General features: G+C 46.2%; 18 protein-coding genes. 5 read left to right on the forward strand and 13 right to left on the reverse strand.

Translation table 11 applies throughout. The features are described from left to right. Nucleotides 1-168: 168 nt before the first annotated feature. Nucleotides 169-1,311, forward strand: a complete 1,143-nt coding sequence (locus ACKTT9_RS30555) for a Gfo/Idh/MocA family protein (RefSeq protein ID WP_407868952.1) — start codon at nucleotides 169-171, stop codon at nucleotides 1,309-1,311. Between the two features lie 15 nt (nucleotides 1,312-1,326). Here the strand turns inward: ACKTT9_RS30555 and ACKTT9_RS30560 are convergent, their stop codons facing one another. Beyond that, nucleotides 1,327-2,214 carry a helix-turn-helix domain-containing protein gene (locus ACKTT9_RS30560; protein ID WP_407868953.1) on the reverse strand — a complete coding sequence of 296 codons (888 nt, stop codon included), beginning with the start codon at nucleotides 2,212-2,214 and terminating at the stop codon, nucleotides 1,327-1,329. A gap of 49 nt (nucleotides 2,215-2,263) precedes the next feature. Between ACKTT9_RS30560 and ACKTT9_RS30565 the strand changes: the two genes are divergently transcribed. Then, nucleotides 2,264-2,536: a Rieske 2Fe-2S domain-containing protein gene (locus ACKTT9_RS30565; protein ID WP_407868954.1), complete on the forward strand. Its 273-nt coding sequence runs from the start codon at nucleotides 2,264-2,266 to the stop codon at nucleotides 2,534-2,536. 266 nt (nucleotides 2,537-2,802) lie between these two features. Here ACKTT9_RS30565 and ACKTT9_RS30570 read toward each other — a convergent pair whose 3' ends face one another. The 4 genes from ACKTT9_RS30570 to ACKTT9_RS30585 form a co-directional block, all read right to left on the reverse strand. Then, nucleotides 2,803-3,165: a Rieske (2Fe-2S) protein gene (locus tag ACKTT9_RS30570; RefSeq protein WP_407868955.1), complete on the reverse strand. Its 363-nt coding sequence runs from the start codon at nucleotides 3,163-3,165 to the stop codon at nucleotides 2,803-2,805. A 3-nt stretch (nucleotides 3,166-3,168) separates the two neighbouring features. Then, the gene (locus ACKTT9_RS30575) at nucleotides 3,169-4,254 is read right to left on the reverse strand and encodes an amidohydrolase family protein (RefSeq protein ID WP_407868956.1); all 1,086 of its coding nucleotides are present in this window, start codon (nucleotides 4,252-4,254) and stop codon (nucleotides 3,169-3,171) included. A gap of 121 nt (nucleotides 4,255-4,375) precedes the next feature. Next, the gene (locus ACKTT9_RS30580; protein WP_407868957.1) at nucleotides 4,376-5,203 is read right to left on the reverse strand and encodes a helix-turn-helix domain-containing protein; all 828 of its coding nucleotides are present in this window, start codon (nucleotides 5,201-5,203) and stop codon (nucleotides 4,376-4,378) included. Beyond that, nucleotides 5,200-7,488 carry a helix-turn-helix domain-containing protein gene (locus tag ACKTT9_RS30585; RefSeq protein ID WP_407868958.1) on the reverse strand — a complete coding sequence of 763 codons (2,289 nt, stop codon included), beginning with the start codon at nucleotides 7,486-7,488 and terminating at the stop codon, nucleotides 5,200-5,202. Before ACKTT9_RS30585 ends, ACKTT9_RS30580 begins: the two co-directional genes overlap by 4 nt. 270 nt (nucleotides 7,489-7,758) lie before the next feature. On the opposite strand from ACKTT9_RS30585, the gene ACKTT9_RS30590 reads away from it, so the two are divergent. Genes ACKTT9_RS30590 through ACKTT9_RS30600 form a run of 3 tightly spaced genes read left to right on the forward strand, consistent with a single transcriptional unit; the run spans nucleotide 7,759 to nucleotide 11,214 of the window. Further along, the gene (locus tag ACKTT9_RS30590; protein WP_407868959.1) at nucleotides 7,759-8,739 is read left to right on the forward strand and encodes an ABC transporter permease; all 981 of its coding nucleotides are present in this window, start codon (nucleotides 7,759-7,761) and stop codon (nucleotides 8,737-8,739) included. A 15-nt stretch (nucleotides 8,740-8,754) separates the two neighbouring features. Then, nucleotides 8,755-9,636 carry a carbohydrate ABC transporter permease gene (locus tag ACKTT9_RS30595; RefSeq protein WP_315952161.1) on the forward strand — a complete coding sequence of 294 codons (882 nt, stop codon included), beginning with the start codon at nucleotides 8,755-8,757 and terminating at the stop codon, nucleotides 9,634-9,636. 45 nt (nucleotides 9,637-9,681) lie between these two features. Next, entirely contained in the window at nucleotides 9,682-11,214 is a 1,533-nt protein-coding gene (locus ACKTT9_RS30600; RefSeq protein WP_407868960.1) for an ABC transporter substrate-binding protein, read from the forward strand. Between the two features lie 45 nt (nucleotides 11,215-11,259). Here ACKTT9_RS30600 and ACKTT9_RS30605 read toward each other — a convergent pair whose 3' ends face one another. The 8 genes from ACKTT9_RS30605 to ACKTT9_RS30640 all read right to left on the reverse strand — a co-directional run bounded on the left by ACKTT9_RS30605 (nucleotide 11,260) and on the right by ACKTT9_RS30640 (nucleotide 22,545). After that, nucleotides 11,260-12,117 (reverse strand): helix-turn-helix domain-containing protein, encoded by an 858-nt coding sequence (locus ACKTT9_RS30605; RefSeq protein ID WP_407868961.1) that lies wholly within the window; start codon nucleotides 12,115-12,117, stop codon nucleotides 11,260-11,262. A gap of 111 nt (nucleotides 12,118-12,228) precedes the next feature. Further along, a complete protein-coding gene (locus ACKTT9_RS30610; protein ID WP_407868962.1) occupies nucleotides 12,229-13,608 on the reverse strand; it encodes an ADP-ribosylglycohydrolase family protein in 1,380 nt (459 codons plus the stop codon). A gap of 222 nt (nucleotides 13,609-13,830) precedes the next feature. Beyond that, nucleotides 13,831-14,874 (reverse strand): Gfo/Idh/MocA family protein, encoded by a 1,044-nt coding sequence (locus ACKTT9_RS30615; protein WP_407868963.1) that lies wholly within the window; start codon nucleotides 14,872-14,874, stop codon nucleotides 13,831-13,833. Further along, entirely contained in the window at nucleotides 14,867-15,913 is a 1,047-nt protein-coding gene (locus ACKTT9_RS30620; protein WP_407868964.1) for a zinc-binding dehydrogenase, read from the reverse strand. Before ACKTT9_RS30620 ends, ACKTT9_RS30615 begins: the two co-directional genes overlap by 8 nt. 83 nt (nucleotides 15,914-15,996) lie before the next feature. Beyond that, nucleotides 15,997-17,019 carry a LacI family DNA-binding transcriptional regulator gene (locus tag ACKTT9_RS30625; RefSeq protein ID WP_407868965.1) on the reverse strand — a complete coding sequence of 341 codons (1,023 nt, stop codon included), beginning with the start codon at nucleotides 17,017-17,019 and terminating at the stop codon, nucleotides 15,997-15,999. 172 nt (nucleotides 17,020-17,191) lie between these two features. Next, a complete protein-coding gene (locus ACKTT9_RS30630) occupies nucleotides 17,192-19,051 on the reverse strand; it encodes a glycoside hydrolase (RefSeq protein ID WP_407868966.1) in 1,860 nt (619 codons plus the stop codon). A gap of 52 nt (nucleotides 19,052-19,103) precedes the next feature. Beyond that, the gene (locus tag ACKTT9_RS30635; RefSeq protein ID WP_407868967.1) at nucleotides 19,104-20,456 is read right to left on the reverse strand and encodes a choice-of-anchor Q domain-containing protein; all 1,353 of its coding nucleotides are present in this window, start codon (nucleotides 20,454-20,456) and stop codon (nucleotides 19,104-19,106) included. Nucleotides 20,457-20,757: 301 nt separating this feature from the next. Then, entirely contained in the window at nucleotides 20,758-22,545 is a 1,788-nt protein-coding gene (locus ACKTT9_RS30640; protein WP_407868968.1) for an S-layer homology domain-containing protein, read from the reverse strand. Between the last annotated feature and the right edge of the window lie 47 nt (nucleotides 22,546-22,592).

A 22,592-nucleotide genomic window follows, 5' to 3' on the forward strand; every position in this document is an offset into this window, starting at 1 on the left:
GCTACTGATTACCGTCCTGCACAGTAACCTTCCTGGCCATCTTCTGAAGGATGATACAACCTGAACAGAATACAACTTATCTGTCGCTCACTTCATTCACAGGGATGTTCATAAGGTCTACTATTAAAGACGTAGACGACGATAACCTGACGGAAGGAAGCGAAACACATGAGTAACTCGACCACTAAAAAAGTAAGAATCGCCCTAGTTGGGCTTCGATTTGGAGGGGCTTTCGCACCGATCTATCATGCCCACCCGGATGTAGAGCATGTAGCCATTTGCGATACGGATGAAGAGCTTTTGAAGCAATATGGAGATAAATACGGGTTTGAGAGACGTTATACGAATCTAGATGACATTCTGAAATCTGATGAATATGATGCCGTTCATCTTGTCTCTCCGATTCCTTTACATGGGAAACAATCCGTAGAAGTCCTTCGCTCAGGTAAGCACTGTGCCTGCACAGTGCCGATGGCGACGAGCTTGGAGGATTTGCGGGCAATTGTTGCAGCGGAGAAAGAAAGCAATCGCAATTACATGATGATGGAGACAGCCGTGTATACGTATCAATTCTTGTATGCGCAAGAGATGTACCGCAAAGGTGAATTCGGACGCGTACAATTCCTTCGCGGCGCCCATTACCAGGACATGGTGAACTGGCCTCCGTACTGGAAGGGCTTGCCCCCGATGCATTATGCAACCCATGCGATTTCCCCATTACTTGCTTTATCAGGAACTCGCGCAACGAAAGTCAACTGTATCGGGTCAGGCCTTATGGCGGACGAGCTCGTACAGCAATATGGCAATCCGTACCCGATTGAAACGGCAATTTTCCAATTAGAGCAAGAGCATTTGAGCGCCGAGGTGACGCGTACACTTTTTCAAACAACCCGCCCTTACATGGAGAGCTTTAATATTTATGGTGAAGAAGCTTCCGTTGAATGGCATATGGAAGATGGCCCCCTGACTGTCTTTAAAACCGCAGCCCAACAAGGAGAGCGCGGCCGTAAATCCGATGTTACCTTGGTGAAAGCACCTTCCCGTCCAGACCTGCTTCCGGAAGAGCTAGCTTATCATATTACGAACCAAGCTATTCTGGATCCGAACAATCCACACCAATCCGTACTGCAAGGCAATGGTCATCATGGCTCGCATCCGCACCTAGTTCATGAATTCTTACGCAGCATCGTCGAAGAACGGAAACCAGCTATCGATGCCGTGACAGCTGCCAATTGGACAGCAGCTGGCATCTGTGCGCATGAATCTGCGATGCAAGGCGGTAAGGAAGTCATTATTCCTAGCTTTGAGTAGCTTACAAACGTACGGTCATGTGCGATAAATATTGCGAATGTATTCCGTTGGCGACTCCCCCATCACTTTGCGAAACACACGGGAGAAATAATACGGATTCGTAAAATGAAGGCGATCGCTCACTTCTGAAACGTTGAACGTCGTTGTTCTTAGAAGCTCAGCTGATTTATGAATGCGAAGCCGTTCATGATAGTTGAATAAACTAATTCCCATTTTAGATGTAAACAATGTGCTCATGTAGCGGTAATTAAGCTGGAATTCCGAGACAATCTGTTCCGGGTCCAGTTTATTTTCCCAATGCTCTTCCAGATAATCTGCAAGCTTCTGCACAACAGCATCCGACTTGCTAGACAATTTGGGACGTTCCAATGATAGCCGATAAATATCGAGGAAAATGTCCATCGTCTTCATACTTAAAGTTAAATGACTAAATAAGGGCGCAGAGCTGTACAACTCGTATAGCTCTTTTAATTTGCTGATCAGTGCAGAAGGCTGACCTAAATGAAAAAGCTTCGGCAATACCAGCTCGTATTGATAATCACTTGGTGTGAATAATTGATACGCTTGTGTGGCACGGAAGGAGGGTAAACTTCGTTCTTCCACAACTTTGGTGGGGAGCGACTCCCCGACTCGATCATAGAAGTGAACCCAAATCGTTGAGGTATCTGCCAATGTGCCTGGACCTCCCCAATGATGTAGTCCACTTTTGAGAAAAAAGCCAGTCCCCTCTGTAAGCAAATATTCCTTCCCTTCCTCCACGACCTGCATCTGACCTTTGATGACGAAAATAAACACATTAAAATCAGCGTTTCTGTCTGGATGAATCCAACCCTCATTGGTCAGTGTCTTCCCCATATCGCGAATGAATGGAAAGCAGCCTGTATGTAAGCGAATTCGGTTCATAGGGTTGTTCCTTTCAGTAAAGTATCTATAAGCGAGCTCCGCTTGGCGTTTGACCGAACTTCCGTTTAATATAAGGTGGAAAATACGTATCATTCTTTATCGTTCGCAGGACAATGGCTACTACGCCACAGATGGATTTTGCACACATGAAAAGATACAACTTGCTGATGGGCTTGACATGGGCAATCTGATCGAGTGCCCAAAGCATAATGGCATATTCGACTATATGACCGGCGAAACGAAAAAAAGGCCGGCATGTGTGCAATTGAAGACATATCCCGTACAAGTGCTAACAGGTAAAGTTTACATGAAAATCAACTGAGGACGCTATATGACTGTGAAGGAGTTGCGATAGATGGACGGTGACGGTTGTCCGAGTATAAAGGAATGACCCGTATCGTCGGGGAAAACAACTCGGACAGGTCGCTACGTTACATTCAAAATTAACACAGCCAAGAGTGCTTGGTGGACGATTATTGAAGTTAACCTTTTTACCCAATAAGCCTAAAAGAAAGGACTTGAAGCGTGAACTACCACTCAAGTCCTTTTACATTACTGAAGGGATCATTGGGACGATACCCTATCATTTTACATCAGCACATAAATGTCATTTCCCTCAACTTCAACCTCATACCCGCGAAGCTTGACCCCGCCTTCCACCAAATGCTTGCCATCTGTAAGTCCGAATTCCCAGCCGTGCCATGGGCAACGCAAGATCTCCTGATCCCGGCCGTATTCGTACTGATAGACAAGTGAGGGGAGCCGAGTCCCGCAAACAACGCCCTCACAGACAGGGGCAGCAGCGTGCGGGCATAGGTTTCGCCAGGCATAATAGCTGCCATTCACAACGAATATACCGATTTCTATCCCTTTTAGCGTAACAATTTTGCGGCCAATTACACTCAGTTCCTCCACAGTTACAGCTTTTATTCGCGATTTCACTTTGTTCATGGCCTACACCTCCTGTTTCAACACCGGAAATGTCTGCGGTCCGTACAGCTCAATCGCGTTATCAGCGAGAATGCGCTGCCTCAAATCCTTCCGGATCGGTTGAAGCACCATGGACGGATTATCAAAATCCCAATGCGGGTAATCTGAAGAGAACATAATCATGTTATCTCCGCCAATCATGTCAAAAATCTGGTTCAAGTGCACCGGATTCGCTGGCTCTTCGATCGGTTGTGTCGTCAGCCGGATATGTTCGCGAATATATTCCGAAGGAAGCCGCTTGAGCCATGGTACAAGGTCCCGCAGGCCCTTATAATTTTTGTCCATTCGCCACATGAGATGCGGCAGCCAAGCAATTCCGCCTTCAATGGCAACAAATTTCAGTTTCGGATATTTCTCGAACACCCCTTCGCAGACGAGACTGTTCACATGCGCCATATAATTCGTTGGCAGTATGTTATGCCATTCCAAATATGACGTCGGATAGCCCGATGGTGTCGGTGCGCCTGCTATCCCTCGTCCTTCAGTTCCCGGATGAACGGCAACTGGTAAACCGTTGCGCTCTGCCGCTTCATAGATCGGATGAAAGAAACGCTGCCCGAACAGCATGCGTGAGCCGCTGCACATAATCACCTGAATCATATCCTTATGCTTCGCCATACGATCAATTTCCTTGGCGGCAGCGAGCGGGTCCGCATGATTGACGAGAATGGAGCCTTTGTAAACAGGGCTTGCCTTTAGCCAAGTCTCTACGAGCCAATCATTGTAAGCACTCGCAACAACATTGCCATAATCGGGATTGGGATTTAAGGAAACACCGAGAATGCCTGAGCCCGTCAAAATACCGTAGTCAATCCCGTATTTCTCAAAATGGTGCTTCAGCATATGCTGCGGGTCACTGCCCGGAATGCCACCGCCTATCGGAATGGTATCCTTGCGCATCACCCCAATCGGTGAATGCCAGCCTCCACCGTATGCGGGCCCCGCCGATAGCCAGTAGTCATGCCATACTTTAGGTAAAAAGGGCAGCAGATCTTTGGAATGTGCAATCGCATTATGCACGTCAGCATCAATAATGTTAGGTCTACTCATCTTCAAACGCTCCTTCATATCAAGGTTGTAACCGCTTATAAATACCACTATAAAGGTCTATACCTCGAAGGTACATGAAGAATACGCATTTAAATCTGGACTTTTATCAGGTTGTTCACCATTAAGAATTCCGATAATCGCGAGGGTTCATACCGGTTTCTTTTTTAAATACACGCGTAAAATAAAAAGAATCGGCAAAGCCGCACGCATCCGAAATTTCGCGAATCGGCAGCCTGCTGCTTTTGAGCAAATATTTCGCCCGGTCGAGCCGCATTCGCACCAGATACTCCGTTAAGCCCAGTCCGGTAACCTGCTTAAAAGCCAGTGATAAATAGCCTGGTGATAACGATACATGCTGAGCGATCATTTCCCTGGAAATGCTTTGCTGGTAATGATTTTTAATATAATCAGACGCTTTCTGTACAGCGGCCGTTGTTGGATTCTCGCTGTTCGGCATAGCCGTTAATTCATTTACTCTTTGAATCACGTTCATGAACGCCAGTTTGACCCGCCATTCATAACCATCCACTTTTGACTGCCATAGCTGAAAAGCATCTCGAAACGTTTCTTCAATATCCGTCTGTCCGATTTGCACAACCTGACCGCTCACCGGCACAATCTCCGCGCCTTCCGTTAGCAGCATCTCCCCATTCTCCCAACGGCTTGACCAATATTTAAAATGAAATGATATAAAGCATACGGTATTGTCAGACTGCGTTGTAATCCGCATATGCGTGTTAGGCCGAATTTGAAACAAACACCCCTTATAAAGCTGATGTCGTTCCCCATCCAACTCAAGCCATCCTTCTCCTTCTACCACATAAGAAAATGTATGCAATTTCGTTCGTTCCCTTAGGAGTTCATGATGAAATTCATCCCAAAAGCGTTTATTTCGTTCAACAACATCTAAAATCCGAGGTGTAAAGCTTGTCAAAAATTCATAGTTCATACTTGTCCTGCCTTATCTCGGAATTGCCCCGGTGTCATGCCCTCAATCTTTTTAAAGAGGCGGTTAAAATAAGGTGGCTGGTAGCCGACTTGCGTCGCAATATCATTAATTTTTTCGTCTGTATCCAGAAGCAATTGTTTGGCTTGTGTCAATCTATATTGAGTTAAATAGTCAATAAACGTTTGGCCTGTGACTTGCTTAAAACCCAAACTCAACTTCTTGGAATAGGTCCCATGCAGATCCGCACAATACTCGAGTGATATGTCTTTTGCATAGCTGCTATGAATTGTTGTCAGCACGTTTTCTACAAGTCGTTTTATCTGCATATCCTGTGTACGATGTAGCCTGTGTATATACGGGGCTACGATATACTGCTTTATCCATCTGACAACTGCTTCAGGCTCTCGGATAGCTGCAAGCTGTTCCCACATATCCACCCCGTCGTTTAGCTGCAGTGGGTTATACCCTGACAGCAAAATGGTGTTCTGCAAATTCCCGCACAGCTGCATGAGGGCCTGCCTGACATCCAGCTCCGTACTCGCCTCATCTTTTAATAAGGTGAAAAAATGATCCAACAACGCCGTAAGCTCATCCTCATGCCCTGAACGCAGTGCTTTCAAGATTGCCGCTTCCTCTTCAAACGGGTAGACAATAGCATCATGTCCGCCTGGAATCATATCCTCCACATCCAAAATTTGCTGCGTCTCGCCATGCTTCCGATAAGCAAGCGCATTCCGGGCATCTTCAAAGCAAAGTGACAGCTTACGAAGTTCATTCGTTCGGGCACCGACACACACCGTGACTTCCACTTTCAACAGGCTGTTCAAGGTATGTGCCAATTCTTCCGCCAAGTGGAATAAGCTTGATTGTTGATTTTCCTCTGCCATGTCAGTGCGAAGTCGCACAAGCACACCTAATGTCAGGTCATGGAAATTAACGACAAGTCCATCGATTCCTTTGTTTTTCGTAATTTCCTTCACAATATTCATGGCAGCAAAGGTCACTAATTGCTCATCCCCAGGTGAAAATTTCCCCTCAGATCGGTAAATACCATGGATTTGCAGCGCCAAAATGGCGTGCTCGCGACCATTGACCTCCCAGCCTAGCTGTTCGATACGATCGGCCATCTCCTCTTCGCTAAGAAAGGATAACTTCCCTTGGAGCAACTGCAGCATAAAATTTTCGCGGAGCGATGGCAAATGTTGATCAATACGCTCTTGAAGAATCTGACTTTCGCGTGATAAATGCTTCCATTCGTCAGCAATATATTCGAACTCATTATGTCCCCCTGATGATCGTCCAGGAAACAATTGTTGAAAGAATCGGTGAACCGGATTGTACATCCGGCGGTAAGAATACCACGACAGCAGCAGCGCAAGCAGGATACCTAGACATCCCGTTATCATGATCACGCGTGATAATCGTTGGACAGGCTCCGTCATTTGATCGAGCGGTGTCGCAGAAGCAACCGTCCAGAGATTCCCTATTCGCTTCATCTGACCAACAGATAAGGAATAAGCTTCGCCGTTCCAGGTTTGGATGGAGGAAGTTACTTCCGTTTTACTCCCTGCAATCGATTTCATTAATATTTTATCTAAATCGGTAGGCCGCTCTATGCTGCTTTGCCCTAAAGAAATGATATTACCATCCTGCTGGAGGAAAACAGTAGAACCCGTCCCTTCCGCATCCAATTCTGAAATGAGCGCATTCAGCTTCTGCGCATTGATTTCTATAATGAGCGCAGCTTCTGTTTCAACGAGCCCCCCAGGTATCCGTACAATTAGCGAAAAAGGCGCCATGCCATTATTACTCTTTAGCTGATTGGACCAATAGACATCCCGTTGGTAGGAAGCAAGCGTATGGTACAACTGCAAGTCATCCGACGATTGAATGACGTTGATGCCTGAGTTCTCTTTAATCAGCATATGCTGTTTATCCAAATAGAGAGTCACATCGCCAATTAAAGGGTCCGATGATTTGATCCAAGTTAACGACTGAAAGATGGAGCGAGTACCCCTGAAATCCTGGTAGACGTCCAGATCCGCAAAACTGCTGCCCAAATTCAAATTAAATGACCATTGCGCCATGATAGATTCCAAATGATTTAAATTTTCATTGATCCGTTCAATGCCATAGGCGACTTGGTTTTGATGTGCTTTCTGTGCTTCTTTTTCAATCTGCTGTGTGCCTAGTACATACAAGATAATGCCGATAATCGCTGCCGGTAAGCAAGCACTTAGCATGACGATGATCAGCTCTTTCCGTCGATAAACCGGTTTGCGCATACGCACCCTTACTCCCCTCATCTGCCCGAACACAGGTAGATTACATATCCGCCACAATGTAGCTCCATCATATAAGAAATCATGCGGCCTGCAAAGAGCAGAATCGCCAAAAAACGTGCCAAGAATGAAAGTCTAATCGCAGGAAATTCTCGAGAATAAGAATGAAACGCCAGGAAATCCCCAAGAATGACTGTCTAATTGTCGGAAATCAATCCTCATCCTATAGTGGAGCCATGAACAACACATTCACTCCACAGAAAGGTGAGTCCTATGAAGTCCAAAACAACAGCGCTAATTACTCCGTCCAATAAGCGCACCTCCGCCACGATGGCCACGGCTTCCCAATGGCGCCGCACATGGCAAGGGCTGAAGCGCGATCGCATGCTCTATCTGATAGCCTCTCCGATGCTATTGTTTTTCCTCATTTTCAAATATGTACCCATGTGGGGGATACTCATCGCCTTTAAAAACTATACCCCTTACGTCGGTTTTTGGGATAGTCCGTGGGTGGGGCTGGAGCATTTCCGTCGATTCTTTGGCAATGAAAGCTTCTTCCTGCTCCTCCGTAATACGCTTGCAATTAATTTGCTGAATCTAATATTCTTCTTCCCTATGCCAATTCTGCTATCGCTCATGTTAAATGAAGTGCGCAGGGAATGGCTCAAGCGTATCATTCAATCCATCATTTACTTGCCGCATTTTCTGTCTTGGGTCATTATTGTCGGCATTACCTATCTCATGCTCTCCACTTCGAGCGGTTTCATTAATAAGCTTCTGGATGCGTTGGGATATGAGAAGATCGACTTTCTTACCTCACAAGGGATGTTCTGGGGGCTGCTGACGCTTCAATCCATCTGGAAAGAGGTCGGTTGGGGAACGGTCATTTTTCTTGCCGCCATCGCGTCTGTCGATACGCAGTTATTTGAAGCAGCACGTATGGATGGCGCAGGCAGGTTTCGTCAAATCTGGCACGTCACTTTGCCGGCTATTCGCAACGTCATTATCATTTTACTTATCCTGCGTATCGGTCACATGATGGATGTCGGGTTCGAACAAGTCTATCTCATGATGAACGGCGCTGTCTCCGATGTTGCCGATGTATTCGATACGTATGTGTATCGCAGCGGTATTCAGCAAGCTCAATTCAGCTACAGCACAGCCGTCGGTTTGTTTAAGTCGATCATCGGCGTCATCCTTGTCGTCCTTACCAATCGGCTAGCCAAGAAGTTTGGCGAAGATGGCATTTACTAGAAAGGAGTACTCAGCATGAACCAACGAACACTTGCGGACAAATGGTTTGAAGGAAGTATCCTCGCCGTGTTAATCGTGATCGCACTGACGATGTTATTTCCCTTCTATTATGTAACAGCGGTCTCTTTTACTTCACCTATTGAATATTTACAGAAATCGATCGTACTCCTGCCGGAAAAATGGACACTTGATTCCTACCGCTATTTGCTCTCCAATAATGTCTTTATACAAGCTGCCGGTGTGAGCACATTTCTAGCCGTGGTCGGCACAGCACTCAGTTTAATTGTGACATCGGCTGGTGCCTATGCCCTCTCACGCAAACGGTTACAAGGACGTCGTGTGCTACTCATCCTAATTCTCCTGACAACGCTGTTTAATCCAGGCATTATTCCACCTTATTTGGTTGTTCGAGATTTGCATATGATCAACACCATCTGGGCATTGATTCTTCCCGTTCTTACCAGCGGATGGTATGTCATTCTCATGAAGGGCTTTTTTGATAGTATCCCCGATGAGCTTGAAGAGGCAGCTAAAATCGATGGAGCAAGCGATCTAGGTACATGGTTCCGAATCATTCTGCCCCTCTCTCTTCCATCGCTGGCAGCTTTCGGATTATTCTATGCCGTTGCCTACTGGAACACGTTCTTCTCGGCGGTGCTCTACATCACAAAGCCAGATCTTCGTCCTTTGCAAATTGTCCTGCAAACGCTGCTCATTGACTCCTCCTCCTCCTCCTCGGGGGAAATTGCGAATCAATTAGCCGGGGATATCCAAATCCCAACCGATACCTTGAAAATGGCGGCTGTCGTCATTGCCACACTACCTATCCTGCTGGTGTATCCGCTTCTTCAAAAACATTTCGCAAAGGGAGTGATGGTGGGGTCTATTAAAGGATGATGAAGTACAAAGATTCAGGTACAATAACCTAGGGAGGTTCTATCTATGCAAAAAAAATTCAAACTCATCTCCATTTGCGCACTGGTAACATTGACCGCTGCCCTCACTTTAACTGCCTGCAGTTCCGATAGAGAAGAGGCAAACTCTCAGCCTGTGGCAACGAGCTCAGGACCGGTAAAAATTTCAATTTTCAGCAATCAACAAGGTGCACAGGCTGTAGATCCGAGCAATCCCATCCTTCAGGAAATTGAAAAGAAAACAAATACAACATTAAATATTACATGGGTACCCGTCAATACGTACGCCGAGAAAACCAAGATCATGTTAGCCTCAGGCGACATGTCGGATTTGAATCTGGTGATGAATGTTTTTGATTCCCAAGTCGTTCAAATGGCGACTTCCGGTGCCTTCTGGGATATCACGCCTTATATTAAAGATTACAAAACATTGAGTTCGCTTCCGAACACCGTGTGGGACAACGCCAAAATCAAAGGTAAAAATTACGGTGTTCCGCGTCCTCGCCCATTAGAAGGTTCTTGGGGCGTCCACGTTCGGAAAGACTGGCTGGATAAGCTAGGCATGAAAGTACCGGAGAACATGGACGACATGTACGCGGTGTTAAAAGCTTTTACAGAAAAAGATCCTGATGGGAATGGCAAAGCCGATACCGTTGGTCTGACTGGTCAAGTCGAAGCGGACGCTATGGGCTTATACGGATGGGTTGAAGATGTGTTCAACAACAATAATGGCTACTGGAAGCTAGTTGATGGTAAAATTACCCCTGTCTATCTAGAGCCGACAGAACGCAAAGCGTTGGAATGGCTGAAAAAAGCGTATGATGAAAAAGTGCTCACGCCAGATTTCGCTGTCATCAAAAACTCGCAAGCGCGCGAGCAGTATATGGGAGGCAAAGCCGGTGTACTAGGTTCTGCACTCAATCCCCAATGGCTCTACACCGATGCGATGCGTAAAATCGATCCGAAAGCCGATTCCTATCCACTTACGTATTTAACAACGCCAGAAGGCAATAAATTTGCCGGACAGGATTCCGGAAACTTTGGTATGTATGTGATTCCTAAGACGGTATCCGAAGCAAAAATGAAACAAATTCTGGCCTTCATGGATCGAGCTTATCAGGACGATGTCGCCGATTTAGCGCTTTATGGGCTGCCAGACAAGCATTACACGGTGAAGGACGGCTTTAAAGCAGCGACAGATCAAGCGAAAACGGATAATGTGCCGGATACGACGAATAACCTGCAGCAGATCATTCAAAAATATGATAAATATCAACGCGCCTACTATAACGGCATTCCAAAAGAGTTTTATGACCGCAGCAAGAAAATTATTGATGACCGCGCTACATTCAGCAAACCGAACGTGGCTAACGGTCTCATCTCGCAAACCAACCTCACGAACGGACCGGACTTGAACAAGAAAATGCAAGACATGAAAATTAAAGTCATTATGGGCAAAGAGACGTTAGCGGCTTGGGATGAATATGTTGCAAAAACCAAAGCTGACCCAACGGTTCAGAAAATTATTCAAGAAATGACCGACGCGTATAAAAACAAATAGGCTATGAAGTGCAAAGGCAAGATACCTGACAGGGTATCTTGCCTTTTATTTTGGAACGATTATGATCACTTGACGACGATATTCTTCCGGAGACATGCCCACATATTCCTTAAAATTGCGATAGAACGTCGCCATGCTCTGGAATCCACAATCAAAACAAACATCGGTTACGTTACGCGTAGTCACAGCCAACAATCGTTTTGCGTGCTGAATGCGAAGTGTAATCATATGGCTTTTAAACTTTCGGCCCGTTGCTTCTAGAATTAATCGCGACAGATGGGACTGGGAAATATGAAATAAGCGAGAGAGCAGCGCTAAGTCCACATCCGTTTGGTAATGCTGCTCCATATATTCCAAAACTGGCCGTATATACACGTAATTATGTACGCCATTTGACCAAGATACATTGCTGATATCTTCCTTGGACATTCGCAACAACGCAACACAAATCGATAATAACAAGCTTTTTAGCGCTGTTTTATGACCGGGAGCTTTGCGACTCTGTTCCTCATACATCTGTTCAATCATCAAACGCAGACTCTCCATAACCTCTCTGCTCCCTTGCAAGCGATTGCGAAAATGAAAGGGAAAGTAGCGGAAAGGTACCATCAACTCAGGCTCTTCCTTAGCTAATAGTTCCGCATCAAAGTTAAAGAAAATAAACTCACACGGATGATCGAGATCCGACTTGGCAATATGATTTTCAAGGATATTTACAATAAAAATATCTCCAGGTTCAACGGGGTATACTGTTTCAGCAAAATAAAAATGTCCACGGCCAGAAAGACACAGCCCCATCTCAAAGCTGTTGTGATGATGCTGAGGTTCAAGCTCCTTACTAGGAGTCCATTTAAAAACATGCAGGGGGAGCTCTTTATCTTCGTACAGGATAGGCAGAATCATCTGTGTTTCCTTTCTTTGAAACCATGTACGTTCACAGCTTTAATTGTATCAGAAAAAACCCGGAAGGAGCATCTGGATTGCTTCTCCGGGCTTACCAAATAAAATGTACTTTTAATTTTTTAATTTCAGGAACACTTCATAGCTTCTCCGAGCACACTCTGAAATGGCAATGGGGTGAAAGCCGATAACAGCTGAGTATAACGTATCGTTAAGAGGCTTTACCCAATGCGCAGGGAGCTGCTTAGCCCCAAGTGAAGCGCCCATAATCGAGCCTACTGTCGCTCCGTTACAATCTGTATCCCACCCGCCTAGAACGGATGTAGCGATGGCCGTCGTAAAGTCACCTTTGGCGAAAACCAGCGAAGCTGCGACCAAAGCGGCATTATTATTGGTATGAACAGGGTCATAGTGCTGGAAAGCATCCCAAAGTTGTTGGACTAAAGCGAGTTGATCTGTTGTACCTTGGGCAATATCCACGGCTTTTCTAACATCCCGTGCTAAGCGGCAGTTTTGCGGAATTTCACTAAGTCCAATCTCTACCAGTTTCAGGGGATTCGAATCCACGAAAGCGGCAGCAATCATTGCAGCAACAAACATTTCACCGTAAATGCCGTTTCGAATATGAGAGAAGGAGGCATCTCGCCAAGCCAACTCTGCGGCAAGCTCAGGCTGGCCTGCTGCTCCATAGGCAAAACCGTCTGCCCGAATTTGTGCGCCTATGAATTCGCGATATGGATTCAAATAAGTGCGTACCCAGTGCTTCTTATGATCCCAATCCTGCGGTTTTTTAACTTCACCATAATGATGCGTAACTTGGGCAAAATTCAAGTAGGATTGCGTTTCGGCTGTACATACCTGGTTATAGGATAGCACCTCATGCCATAGCTTGCCGATATCCCAGGAATCCCAATCCATCCCTTTTCTCTCAAGCAACATAAGTCCAAGAACGGTATATCGAATATCATCATCCGTTTGCATGTAAGCAATTCGTTCTTTTGTACTTTCCGACCCCCAGGTTGCTAATTTTATTCCATATTCTTTCTCCGCTGAGGAATTTCCTGGTGTATAGTTCTGAATTGGCCATGCATTCGCTCCTTCAAACCAAAGATACACGTTCTCCCATCCCGGTCGGCCATGTGAGCCTGCCATAAAGTTCGGCCATTCCAGCGGTTTACCCAACGCGCAGCCTATAGATCTGCCGAGCCATGCACCGTAGAACTTGTCTTGCCATGCTTCAGATGACAGATCAAGTTCAAGCTTACGCGGCCCCTCTGGACGAAGCGCTCTGATTTCTTCCAATTCATTAGGTTCATCAATATTCGGTTGCTGCGGTTCCAGAGCACATAACTCGGTATAAATCGACAACAAGTCGGCTTCATTCTCACTTGCTGCTTCAATTCGCTCCAGAAAACCATTCACATCGCAAGCTTCATCCCTGCGTTGAATGACTTCTGCTCTCATCAATTCCTGTAGACCAACCCAACCCGCCATTTGAAATCCTCCACAACATGTTTTTTGACATGTTTCAAGTCTACAGAATCGAGCCTTCCCTAACCTCCTAAATTGTGCAATTCATTCTCATTTTTTGCGAAATCAGCGAGAAGCAAGTCTAAGCCGGCGTCCCTCTATACACCCTGTAATATACATATAGCTGCCATGCATGCACATGCGTACACAACCAGCAAAAATTACGCTAGTCGGATAACAAGTTTTTCACAAGTAAATGGGCAGTCCTTTTGATGCCGATGCATAAGCGGATAAAATAATCTGAAGCGGCTTCGCTCCTTCTTCCCCGTTGACAATCGGCTCCCGATCCTGGTCAATCGCGTCAATCAGATCCTGCAGTTGCAAACGATGTACGGTACCTACAGCATCCTCCGGATTGGCTGTCTTTTTATTCAAATTGACCACTCTTTGTTCAGCGAGGTGGGACCAGTCGCTCTCTCCATCGCGTGTCGCAACATAAACAAGTTCATTGTTTTCCAGAATTGCGCTTCCCCGCTGTCCAAAAATTTCGATGCGCGTTTGAAGTCCCGGATAAGCGCAGGTCGTGGCAAACAACGTGCCGATGCCGCCGTCGGCATATGTCAGCACCGCTGCAGCGATATCCTCCACATCGATGTGCTCGTGGCCGATAGTCCTCGTATGGGCATGCACGGATGTCACGCTGCCCATCAAATACTGAAGCAGATCAACCGTATGTATGCCCTGATTAAGCAGGGCTCCACCACCGTCCAACGCCTTTGTTCCACGCCAAGAGCCGCTGTCGTAGTAATCTTGAGTACGGTACCAATTAATTGAGGCGTTGCCTGCCAACAATTGTCCCAAGCGGCCTTCCGTTATCAGTTGCTTCAACGCAATGACATCTGGACTCAGCCGATGCTGTGAAATCACGGCAAGCTTAACGTTCGCCTGCCGGCAAGCGGCAATCATCGCCTGTGCTTCGTTCCAGGTAATCGCCATCGGTTTTTCCGTAATCACATGCTTGCCAGCTTGCGCACAAGCGATGACTTGCGCGCTATGCAGCCTGCTGGGGGTGCAGACCGACACGATGTGAATGTCCTTCCGAGCTAACAAATCGGATATATGGGTATAACCTTCGCAACCAAACTCCGCAGCAAATTGCTGCACTTTGTCATGATTGCGGTCACAGACAGCAATCAGTTGCCCCTTGTTCAGCTGTTTAATGGCATTGGCGTGTATACGGCTGATCATACCTGTGCCAAGCAGGGCGAAGCCGAATATTGGGCTATTCATTAGACCTTGTCTCCTCCCTCCAGTCCAAAATCACGCCCAGCGTCGTCTCTTTAGCATGGATTAGAAGCTCATACGCTTGCCGCGCTTCCCTCGCAGGGAGCACATGCGTGAGCAAAGGATCTACAGTTAGTTGCCCGGTATGAATCAAATGAAGGGCATAACGCAGCATGCGTGTACGGCCCTCTTCGCCGTCAATTGTTTGCAAGCCTTCGTGGGCGCCTGTTAACGTAATGCCTTTGACATGAATGTGATCGTATGTCTTCATTTGAATCGGACCGCGGGGAGAACCGAGCAGAACCACCTGGCCCAACTGGCGCACCATCTCCATGGCTTCGTTGGCCATCTCCGGAACGCCGGTTGCTTCAATGACAATGTCGGCTCGATCTGAATTGCCTTTTCCGTCGCCAAGCAGGCCAGTTAACTGACTATGCAGAGCAGTATGCGGGTCGGATTGGTAGACGTTGGCAATTTTGCATGCGCGGGCTGCCTGCAAGCGGCCCGGAACGGTATCGACGCCCAACACATCGGCCCCTTGAAGGGCAAACAGCTGCGCAGCGAACACGCCGATGAGTCCCATGCCGATAACCACCGTTTTATCGCCAAGGCGGACCTGTGCTTGTTGGAGAGCGGTAGCCGAGATACCCGCCAGCCTGGCAAAAACAGCTCTTTCCCCGGGAAGATCATCAGGAAGTACAAAAACGGAGCGAGAATCCGGCGTATATGTAATAACGTTATGACTTGCATGCGCACCCATGGCAAAAACCCGTTGCCCTACCTGAAAGTCGGTTATGTTCGCACCAACGGCTTCGACTGATCCAACCACGGCATAACCAGGGGTAAAGGGATATTTGGCCCACGTGTTTCCAGGATTCAATAACCCGGTATGTGTACCTGTGTATAGTGCTAGCTCTGTCCCAGGGCTTATGAGACTGAATGCCGTTTTAACCAGCAGTTGATTCTCATCTAGCTCAGGAAGAGGCGATTGCTTCCATTCTACTTGATAAGCCTCTGGGAATATAACAGTTCGGCAACTTTCCATACGACATTCCTCCAAAATAATAATTTGTAATAACGTTATGACAATTAATTAAAAGAGAAGTGCAGGGGTTAGCCTGCACCCGTTTAAGAAGGGTGGCCTGTTCTGCCCGGGTTCACTCCGGTACTTCCTCGAATGATGAATTCCGTCGCAAGAATGGACGTACGGTTCGTTGAGGCTTGGTCTTGACCTTCGATTTCTGTAATCAAAGCTTGCACAGCAGCACGGCCAATTTCTTTTAGAGGCTGGCGTACGGAGGTGAGCGCTGGATTCACCAAGGAAGCCATAGGGATATCATCGTATCCGATGACCGATATGTCAGCAGGAATGGCGAGCCCGGCTTGCTGCAAACTTTGCATAGCACCTAAGGCCGTCATATCGTTCCAGCAGAACAACGCCGTCGGCGGCAACTCCCTGTTCAACAGGCCGGCTGCAGCCTGACTGCCAAAGGCAAATGTGCCTTCCCCGCGGATAATCAGGGCTTCATCTACGGTTAGGCCGTTTGACTCCAGCGCGAAGCGGTACCCTGCTTCCCTGTCGGACCTATGGGAACCCAGATAGGCAATTCGTACGTGTCCGAGTCGAATCAAGTACGTGACAGCTTGAACAGAAGCCTGAAAGTGATCCGCTGAGATGTTATAATGCGCCGTCGGCAGCGTGTAATCCAGAGAAACGAGCGGAAGACGATTCAGATGCGTCTGATACAGCTTGTGAAGAGCTTCAGCATCCTTAATTACGCTTCCGGAAATGATGCCGTCAACTTTGCGTTCTACGAGTGTCTTAAAACATTCCAAATTTTTGTCAAGTTCATAACCTGCTGAGCAGAGAAGTAGTGTATATCCTCGTTCCCAGGCTGCTTCTTGTACGTGTTCGGCCAACGTAGACCAATATTCATTGGAGAGCAATGGGACAATCAATCCAATTGACTTGGTTTGTTTGAAGATCATAGAACGAGCAGTTTCATCGGGGTGGAAATTCAGCCTGCTAATAGAAGCTTCCACCTTGGCTTTCGTTTCTTTGCTTACCCGGTCTTTGCCGTTAATGACGCGCGACACAGTGCCTATAGAGACGCCGGCGTCACGTGCAACATCTTTAATTGTAACTTTCATTAGAGATCCGCCTGAGTGATAAGTTTAGTTAATTTCAATTGTAAAAACGTTATTACACAAATTAAATCTATCACCTCTTTAATAGCCTTGTCAAACCATTTTGGATAACACCTTAGAAAGAAACAGCCCGCCAACGGATCAATCCCCCATTGAACGAGCTGAGTAGGAATAACTAAATGTCGGAAGCATTTTTCATAATAAATCCACGTGGATCAATCAATTCTCCTTCGTAAAGATACGCCTTATCACCAAAATTGACAATTGCCCGCTTTCCGGATGAGAACAGCGTTTCCTGTACGTGTCGATCCTCACTCACGAAGCGATGAGAGACTAACTCGTCATAACAGATCTGCTGCAGCCAAGGACAAATCCGTTGATAGCTCTCCACAAAGGTAGCTTCAAAGCTATCCCACCGATCTTGATCGATCGACCATAGCGGTGCAGAGCCATACAGAATGTTAAATAAATCCTTTTTCCACCAGATTTCAGGACTATGATGATTAGCGTCTTCCCAGCGCCAGGAAGTCACAATCGCATCGTGATAGACAAGTTCATACAGCGGGACTCTTGTGTATTCGTTAATGGAGTAGGCCAAATAAGTGTCCGTTGCAGTTCTAGTACCCAGCATCACTGAAGGCCTTTCATTGTTTTTCCAATCTCCATAGTGATAAATGGACCCCTTCTTATGAATATCGGAGTTAAACCATGTACGCTGCAGCGTCATCATCCCATGCACATACACGCCATGGGAACCTGCGAAGTCCGCCCCAAATTCTGCACCAATAAAGGTGCCGTAGTTATCTTCCAAATACTCATAATTCTGTACAATGGCTTCCGCGTACTGCTGACGGGTTAACGGATGATCCTCATGATGACATTCATAAAGTCCGTTTGCTTGGTATACGTCCACAAAATACGTCTCATGCGGGTAGATTTGCAGCTCTTTCTCTACCCGCTTAACCATTTCCGGGCGTACAGCTACAGGACACACATATGTGCCGTATTGATTTGAATACGTAGAGCCATCTGGTTTCCTGGATGTGATCTGCTCAAATAACCCTGGATATACATTCCTTTTCAGAGGAATCCGCTCGATTTCCGCATTACCTGCATGACCTTCCGGGTGAATATCAGTGAAGAGCTCATAAGCGCCTGTCGCATAGCCCAGCTCTTTCAGACGGCTGTCGTAATCCTCTTCCGGATACGGCAAGTGATTGGCGTCCCACAGAAACATCGCTTTATCAATTCCGGCTTCTTTTAATTTTTCAGCGAAGATGACCTCACGTGCTTTATCCCAAGCATAAATATGTACAGCTCCTAGGATTTTTGCAATGGCTGGAAAACGTTCCTGATTTTCTTTTAAAGAAATCACATTATTTTTCGGCCATGCATAGGCTCGATATCGTTTACACTGGGCCACATACCCACCTTGATCGAAGAAAATATAGCGGATTTTGCGTTCATAACCGAATGCTCCCATTGAGCTGAGCCAAGTCGGTGCAAAGGTGATAAGACCTCGCTCGCGCTTGAGGTCAATGGCTGCGTCAAATGGCGTCTCAATAATGGCCATATAGCCCGTTTTAAGTGCCGTATCCGTAACGCCAATCCATGCCATCGCCGCACCCCCTCCGCAGAAGAAGAGAGGCTGCTCCTCCAGTGGATAAACAGTGTCCGTTACGGGAAGCAGCAAACCCTGACTATCGGTCTGGAGTACGTAATGTTCGGGATTCGGCGCCTCGAAAGCAGGCGGAAAGCTGATTTTCTCAAAGGGCGTTTGCGAATCAGCCGATAGTGTGAAGGTCACTTCCGATTGTTCTGTTAGGGCAATGGTCACTGACATGGCGAACGTGCCTTGCAGGTCTACTTTTAACGTATTGCCGCTCTGCGACACGTGATGAATCTGCCAGTCACGCTCAAACGGCAGCTGTTCCCAGCTTTTATCTACACGTTTATCGGTAACTGTTATTCGCTTCTCAAGGGTATCCAACTTTAATTCGATCTGATGGTCTTCCAGTATCCAAGTGTTAAGCATGTATTTCTCCCTCTTCCTTATCCTTTAATCTATCTATTTGCAAGTCTGCTTCTTAATGATATTCATAAGCACCACGGTCTACGGTTCCTGCTACAGGGCGGCTAATACCATCAAAATCCAGCGTAGCTGTAAAGGAATTATCACCGCTGTTAATAGCTGGCGACGTGCTTTTTAAATGAAAGTCACGAAGTGACAGGTTGCTGAATAGCGGGTCTGTTGTTAAATTTCCTGTGCCTGTTTTGAGAATCGTCCCGTTGTAAAAAATATTACTGTTAAAATATACCGATGGGATCGGAACCCCGCTGGCATCGTTCGCTTTACTAACCGTCTCTCCACCTGCGTACATGATATTGTTGATGACATAGACATTGCTGGAGTAATTCCCAATGATCTCTCCATAATTCAGATTAGGACTCTGCGAATTCGCATAGGTCGTATTGTTATTGACATACACATTCTGCGAGCTGAAAATATTAATGCCTGCCCCTCCATTGGAATAGGAAATATTATTATCTACGATCGTCTTCCCCGTATAAGGCGTTCCGCTAATTTGATCATTTATGTTATCGTCAATAATTATGCCGTTTCCGTCGGAATACACACCGTGACCTTGCCATTTATAATTTGTCTGATTACCGTAGACCAGATTGCCGGACACAAAATTTTTGTACCCCGTACCGCTGTCCGTATTTCGCGAATGAAAGATGTTAATACCGCTCTGCGCCCAAGCTGTAAACCAACAATTGTTATTAACGGTATTGTTCGAGAAGTTAATATAGTCTGCTTCCTCGGCTCCGATACCTTGCCCTGGTGTATCATGCACTTTGTTGTTGCGAACATTGATATGCGTCGCATATACAGTAGGACTTACATCCGTATTCTTGACAACGCTGATACCATTCGTATTGAATTTGCCGATGTTTCCAAGTGTATTGGTATTTTCGTAGGACTGTGCTTCCGTATTGGATAAATTTTGACTCCAGCCGTAAATCTCGAAGCCTTCAATGTTAATGTATGAAGCTCCCTTGACTAATATATGGTGCCATGCGCCTTGGCTAACACGCAAAATCGGTGTATCGCCCGGGTAGGCCTTATACGTGATATAAGCATTAGCTGTCCCTGAGCGAGTAATCGTTAAGATCGGATTGCCGTTATCCCAATACGTACCATTCATGACATAAACCGTGTCTCCGGGATTCGTCTTGTTGGCAGCCGTTTGAATGTACCGAAATGCATTTGAAGGTTCAGGTCCAAGTCCTGTGTTTCCATCATTGCCGTTAACACTCACATAATAAGTCACAGGTGTTGCCGCATGCGCGCCAGTCGGGAGACACATCCATAAAGCCCACACACCGATTGCAATCAAAAGCCATTTGAACAAAGCGAGGTCATACTTTCTCATCATCACCATTACATCCTCCTCCAAATACTTATAAGGACAAGCGATTACTGGGTCCATTATCCTCCTTGCATTCCAATGAAACCGTTATCAATGCAATCCAAAATCCCCTCCTTGAAATGAGTTGTACGTTCTGTTAAATCCATAATATGCTTACATTTATATTCTACCTGATTGCATTTTTTCGGAAATAAAGAATATTGGGATTCCTATTGCTATATTAAGATTAATCAAAAAAAGCGCCGCCAAATGTTGAATATGCCTCTCACGACAATACTCATCATCTGGTAGCGCTGCTTCCACATAATTAATTGATATACTTAGTGTACAACTCATATAGCAGTTTAGCAGCCTCTGCACGTGTCATACTGTCAGTCGGCCGAAGACGCGTTCCATCTCCGGATATAATTCCTTGCTTAACCAATACGGCTACGCTTTCTTTGGCATAATTCGCAACGTCCGCATTATCTATAAATGCGCCAAGGCCCGATGCCTCACTTGTAAGTACGAGCTTATTGCTTAGTTGTAATGTTCTAACCGTCATTACCATTAAGTCCTGTCTGGAGATTGGAGCATTGGGCATAAACTGTTTGCCATCTGCCCCATTCGTTATTCCTAGTTTTCGGGCTATGCTTACCGAGTTAAAGAAATAATCACTGGTTTTAACATCATCAAAGGATGCCCCATCTGCGTAATCTGCCTTCAGCCCAAGGGTGCGAACCAGAAGTGAAATAAAATCTGCGCGTGTAATAGGGTTACTCGGCCCAAACGTTGTATCCGTAACGCCATTAATAATACCTTTGGAAGCGAGAACTTCAATCGCTTTACGCGCCCATGCGATGTCCGTAACATCAGCAAAGCTTTTAATCTCATATACGATCGCATACTTGCTAAAATGAGTCGTCTGAAAAGTTACCCGCCCAGTTGCGGCATCGTATCTGCCAGATGGTACTCTTTGCACGTTGCCATTGTCGTCGACGTACCAGACATTCACATGTTCCGGGTGTAGCAATTCCTCTGCCGATGGCTGGTAAGCCACACTTACGGTAACCGGAGACTTATCGTTATGCCAAGCCAACTTTTGACCATCAACTTCAATATTTAAATCAATGACAGGATGATTGCCAATGCTATTCTTTAGTTCGCTGCTGAAAGTTGAAGTATCTGCAAGACGAATGGATAAAACGACATAGTTTGATTTTGAAAGATCACTATTTTCCAGCATATCCTTCGGTACTGTTAACGTCCCAAGCGGAGTTTGAATATCCAACTGTGTACTTCCACTATTATTCTGAAAGAATGCGGAAGGAATGGACAGGGCATATCCTGTTGCGCCATTAACAGCATGAATGGTCACTGTCTTATGAGATGTAGTATTAGATCCTGTAAGGCTTTCAAGCCCTTTTAGCTGCTCAGCCGTAAGTGTTGCTTTAGCTGTCTCCTGGCTAAGAGTTGGTGTCAGTTGAAGGATGTTCGTATTATTATCGGTAGTACCTGTCCCAGTACTTGAGGGTAAAACGGAACCTGCACCTGCACCTGGGCCTGGGCTTCCCCCAGTCGACTTGCTCGTAATACCTAGAGTTGAAGATGCACCCTCAGTCCAAGTAGAAGGTGATCTCCCAGAAGCTCCCGATTTAACGGAAACAAGCGTGACGTCTGCGTTCCCAGGCGCAAGTGCTGTAAAATTTAAGGAAAGGAGATTCACATCACCCTGACTAGGCGGCAATTGTCCTGTTTTAGTAATGGCATAGAGAATCCTATCTCCTTGCACCTGTGGTGCAACCTCTAAATTTGCACCGGCTGGGAAAAGTTCACGATTCGGAATAATATCAGGTACACCTTGTGTGCCTGATTTCTCAACAAATTGTAATCGCCGTGCATCGTACGTAAACACAATTTCCATGCCGTAAAGGTTAGTAACCTGCGCTCCTCTTATTGTCATGGTAACCGTTTGCCCTTCCTCTACCCGCTCACTTGAAAATGAGACCGTAAACGAAGGTTGGGCTGTTGCTGCATAGCTTTTAGTTGACAAAAAGCTCATCGTGAGGGAAACCATGAGCATCAGATAGGCAGCCAGCTTAACATAGTTTTTCATCGTCATTATCCACCTTGTGATCGTGATTAGGAGGAAGGTTTCCCCTT

It is taken from the genome of Paenibacillus sp. P36 (assembly GCF_045866505.1).
Taxonomy (GTDB): Bacteria; Bacillota; Bacilli; order Paenibacillales; family NBRC-103111; genus Paenibacillus_E; species Paenibacillus_E chondroitinus.

Bases quoted from the DNA above. Each gene is read 5' to 3' on its own strand.
- ACKTT9_RS30555 (WP_407868952.1), top strand. From the start codon at position 169: ATGAGTAACTCGACCACTAAAAAAGTAAGAATCGCCCTAGTTGGGCTT.
- ACKTT9_RS30560 (WP_407868953.1), bottom strand. From the start codon at position 2,214: ATGAACCGAATTCGCTTACATACAGGCTGCTTTCCATTCATTCGCGAT.
- ACKTT9_RS30570 (WP_407868955.1), bottom strand. From the start codon at position 3,165: ATGAACAAAGTGAAATCGCGAATAAAAGCTGTAACTGTGGAGGAACTG.
- ACKTT9_RS30575 (WP_407868956.1), bottom strand. From the start codon at position 4,254: ATGAGTAGACCTAACATTATTGATGCTGACGTGCATAATGCGATTGCA.
- ACKTT9_RS30580 (WP_407868957.1), bottom strand. From the start codon at position 5,203: ATGAACTATGAATTTTTGACAAGCTTTACACCTCGGATTTTAGATGTT.
- ACKTT9_RS30585 (WP_407868958.1), bottom strand. From the start codon at position 7,488: ATGCGCAAACCGGTTTATCGACGGAAAGAGCTGATCATCGTCATGCTA.
- ACKTT9_RS30590 (WP_407868959.1), top strand. From the start codon at position 7,759: ATGAAGTCCAAAACAACAGCGCTAATTACTCCGTCCAATAAGCGCACC.
- ACKTT9_RS30595 (WP_315952161.1), top strand. From the start codon at position 8,755: ATGAACCAACGAACACTTGCGGACAAATGGTTTGAAGGAAGTATCCTC.
- ACKTT9_RS30600 (WP_407868960.1), top strand. From the start codon at position 9,682: ATGCAAAAAAAATTCAAACTCATCTCCATTTGCGCACTGGTAACATTG.
- ACKTT9_RS30605 (WP_407868961.1), bottom strand. From the start codon at position 12,117: ATGATTCTGCCTATCCTGTACGAAGATAAAGAGCTCCCCCTGCATGTT.
- ACKTT9_RS30610 (WP_407868962.1), bottom strand. From the start codon at position 13,608: ATGGCGGGTTGGGTTGGTCTACAGGAATTGATGAGAGCAGAAGTCATT.
- ACKTT9_RS30615 (WP_407868963.1), bottom strand. From the start codon at position 14,874: ATGAATAGCCCAATATTCGGCTTCGCCCTGCTTGGCACAGGTATGATC.
- ACKTT9_RS30620 (WP_407868964.1), bottom strand. From the start codon at position 15,913: ATGGAAAGTTGCCGAACTGTTATATTCCCAGAGGCTTATCAAGTAGAA.
- ACKTT9_RS30625 (WP_407868965.1), bottom strand. From the start codon at position 17,019: ATGAAAGTTACAATTAAAGATGTTGCACGTGACGCCGGCGTCTCTATA.
- ACKTT9_RS30630 (WP_407868966.1), bottom strand. From the start codon at position 19,051: ATGCTTAACACTTGGATACTGGAAGACCATCAGATCGAATTAAAGTTG.
- ACKTT9_RS30635 (WP_407868967.1), bottom strand. From the start codon at position 20,456: ATGATGAGAAAGTATGACCTCGCTTTGTTCAAATGGCTTTTGATTGCA.
- ACKTT9_RS30640 (WP_407868968.1), bottom strand. From the start codon at position 22,545: ATGAAAAACTATGTTAAGCTGGCTGCCTATCTGATGCTCATGGTTTCC.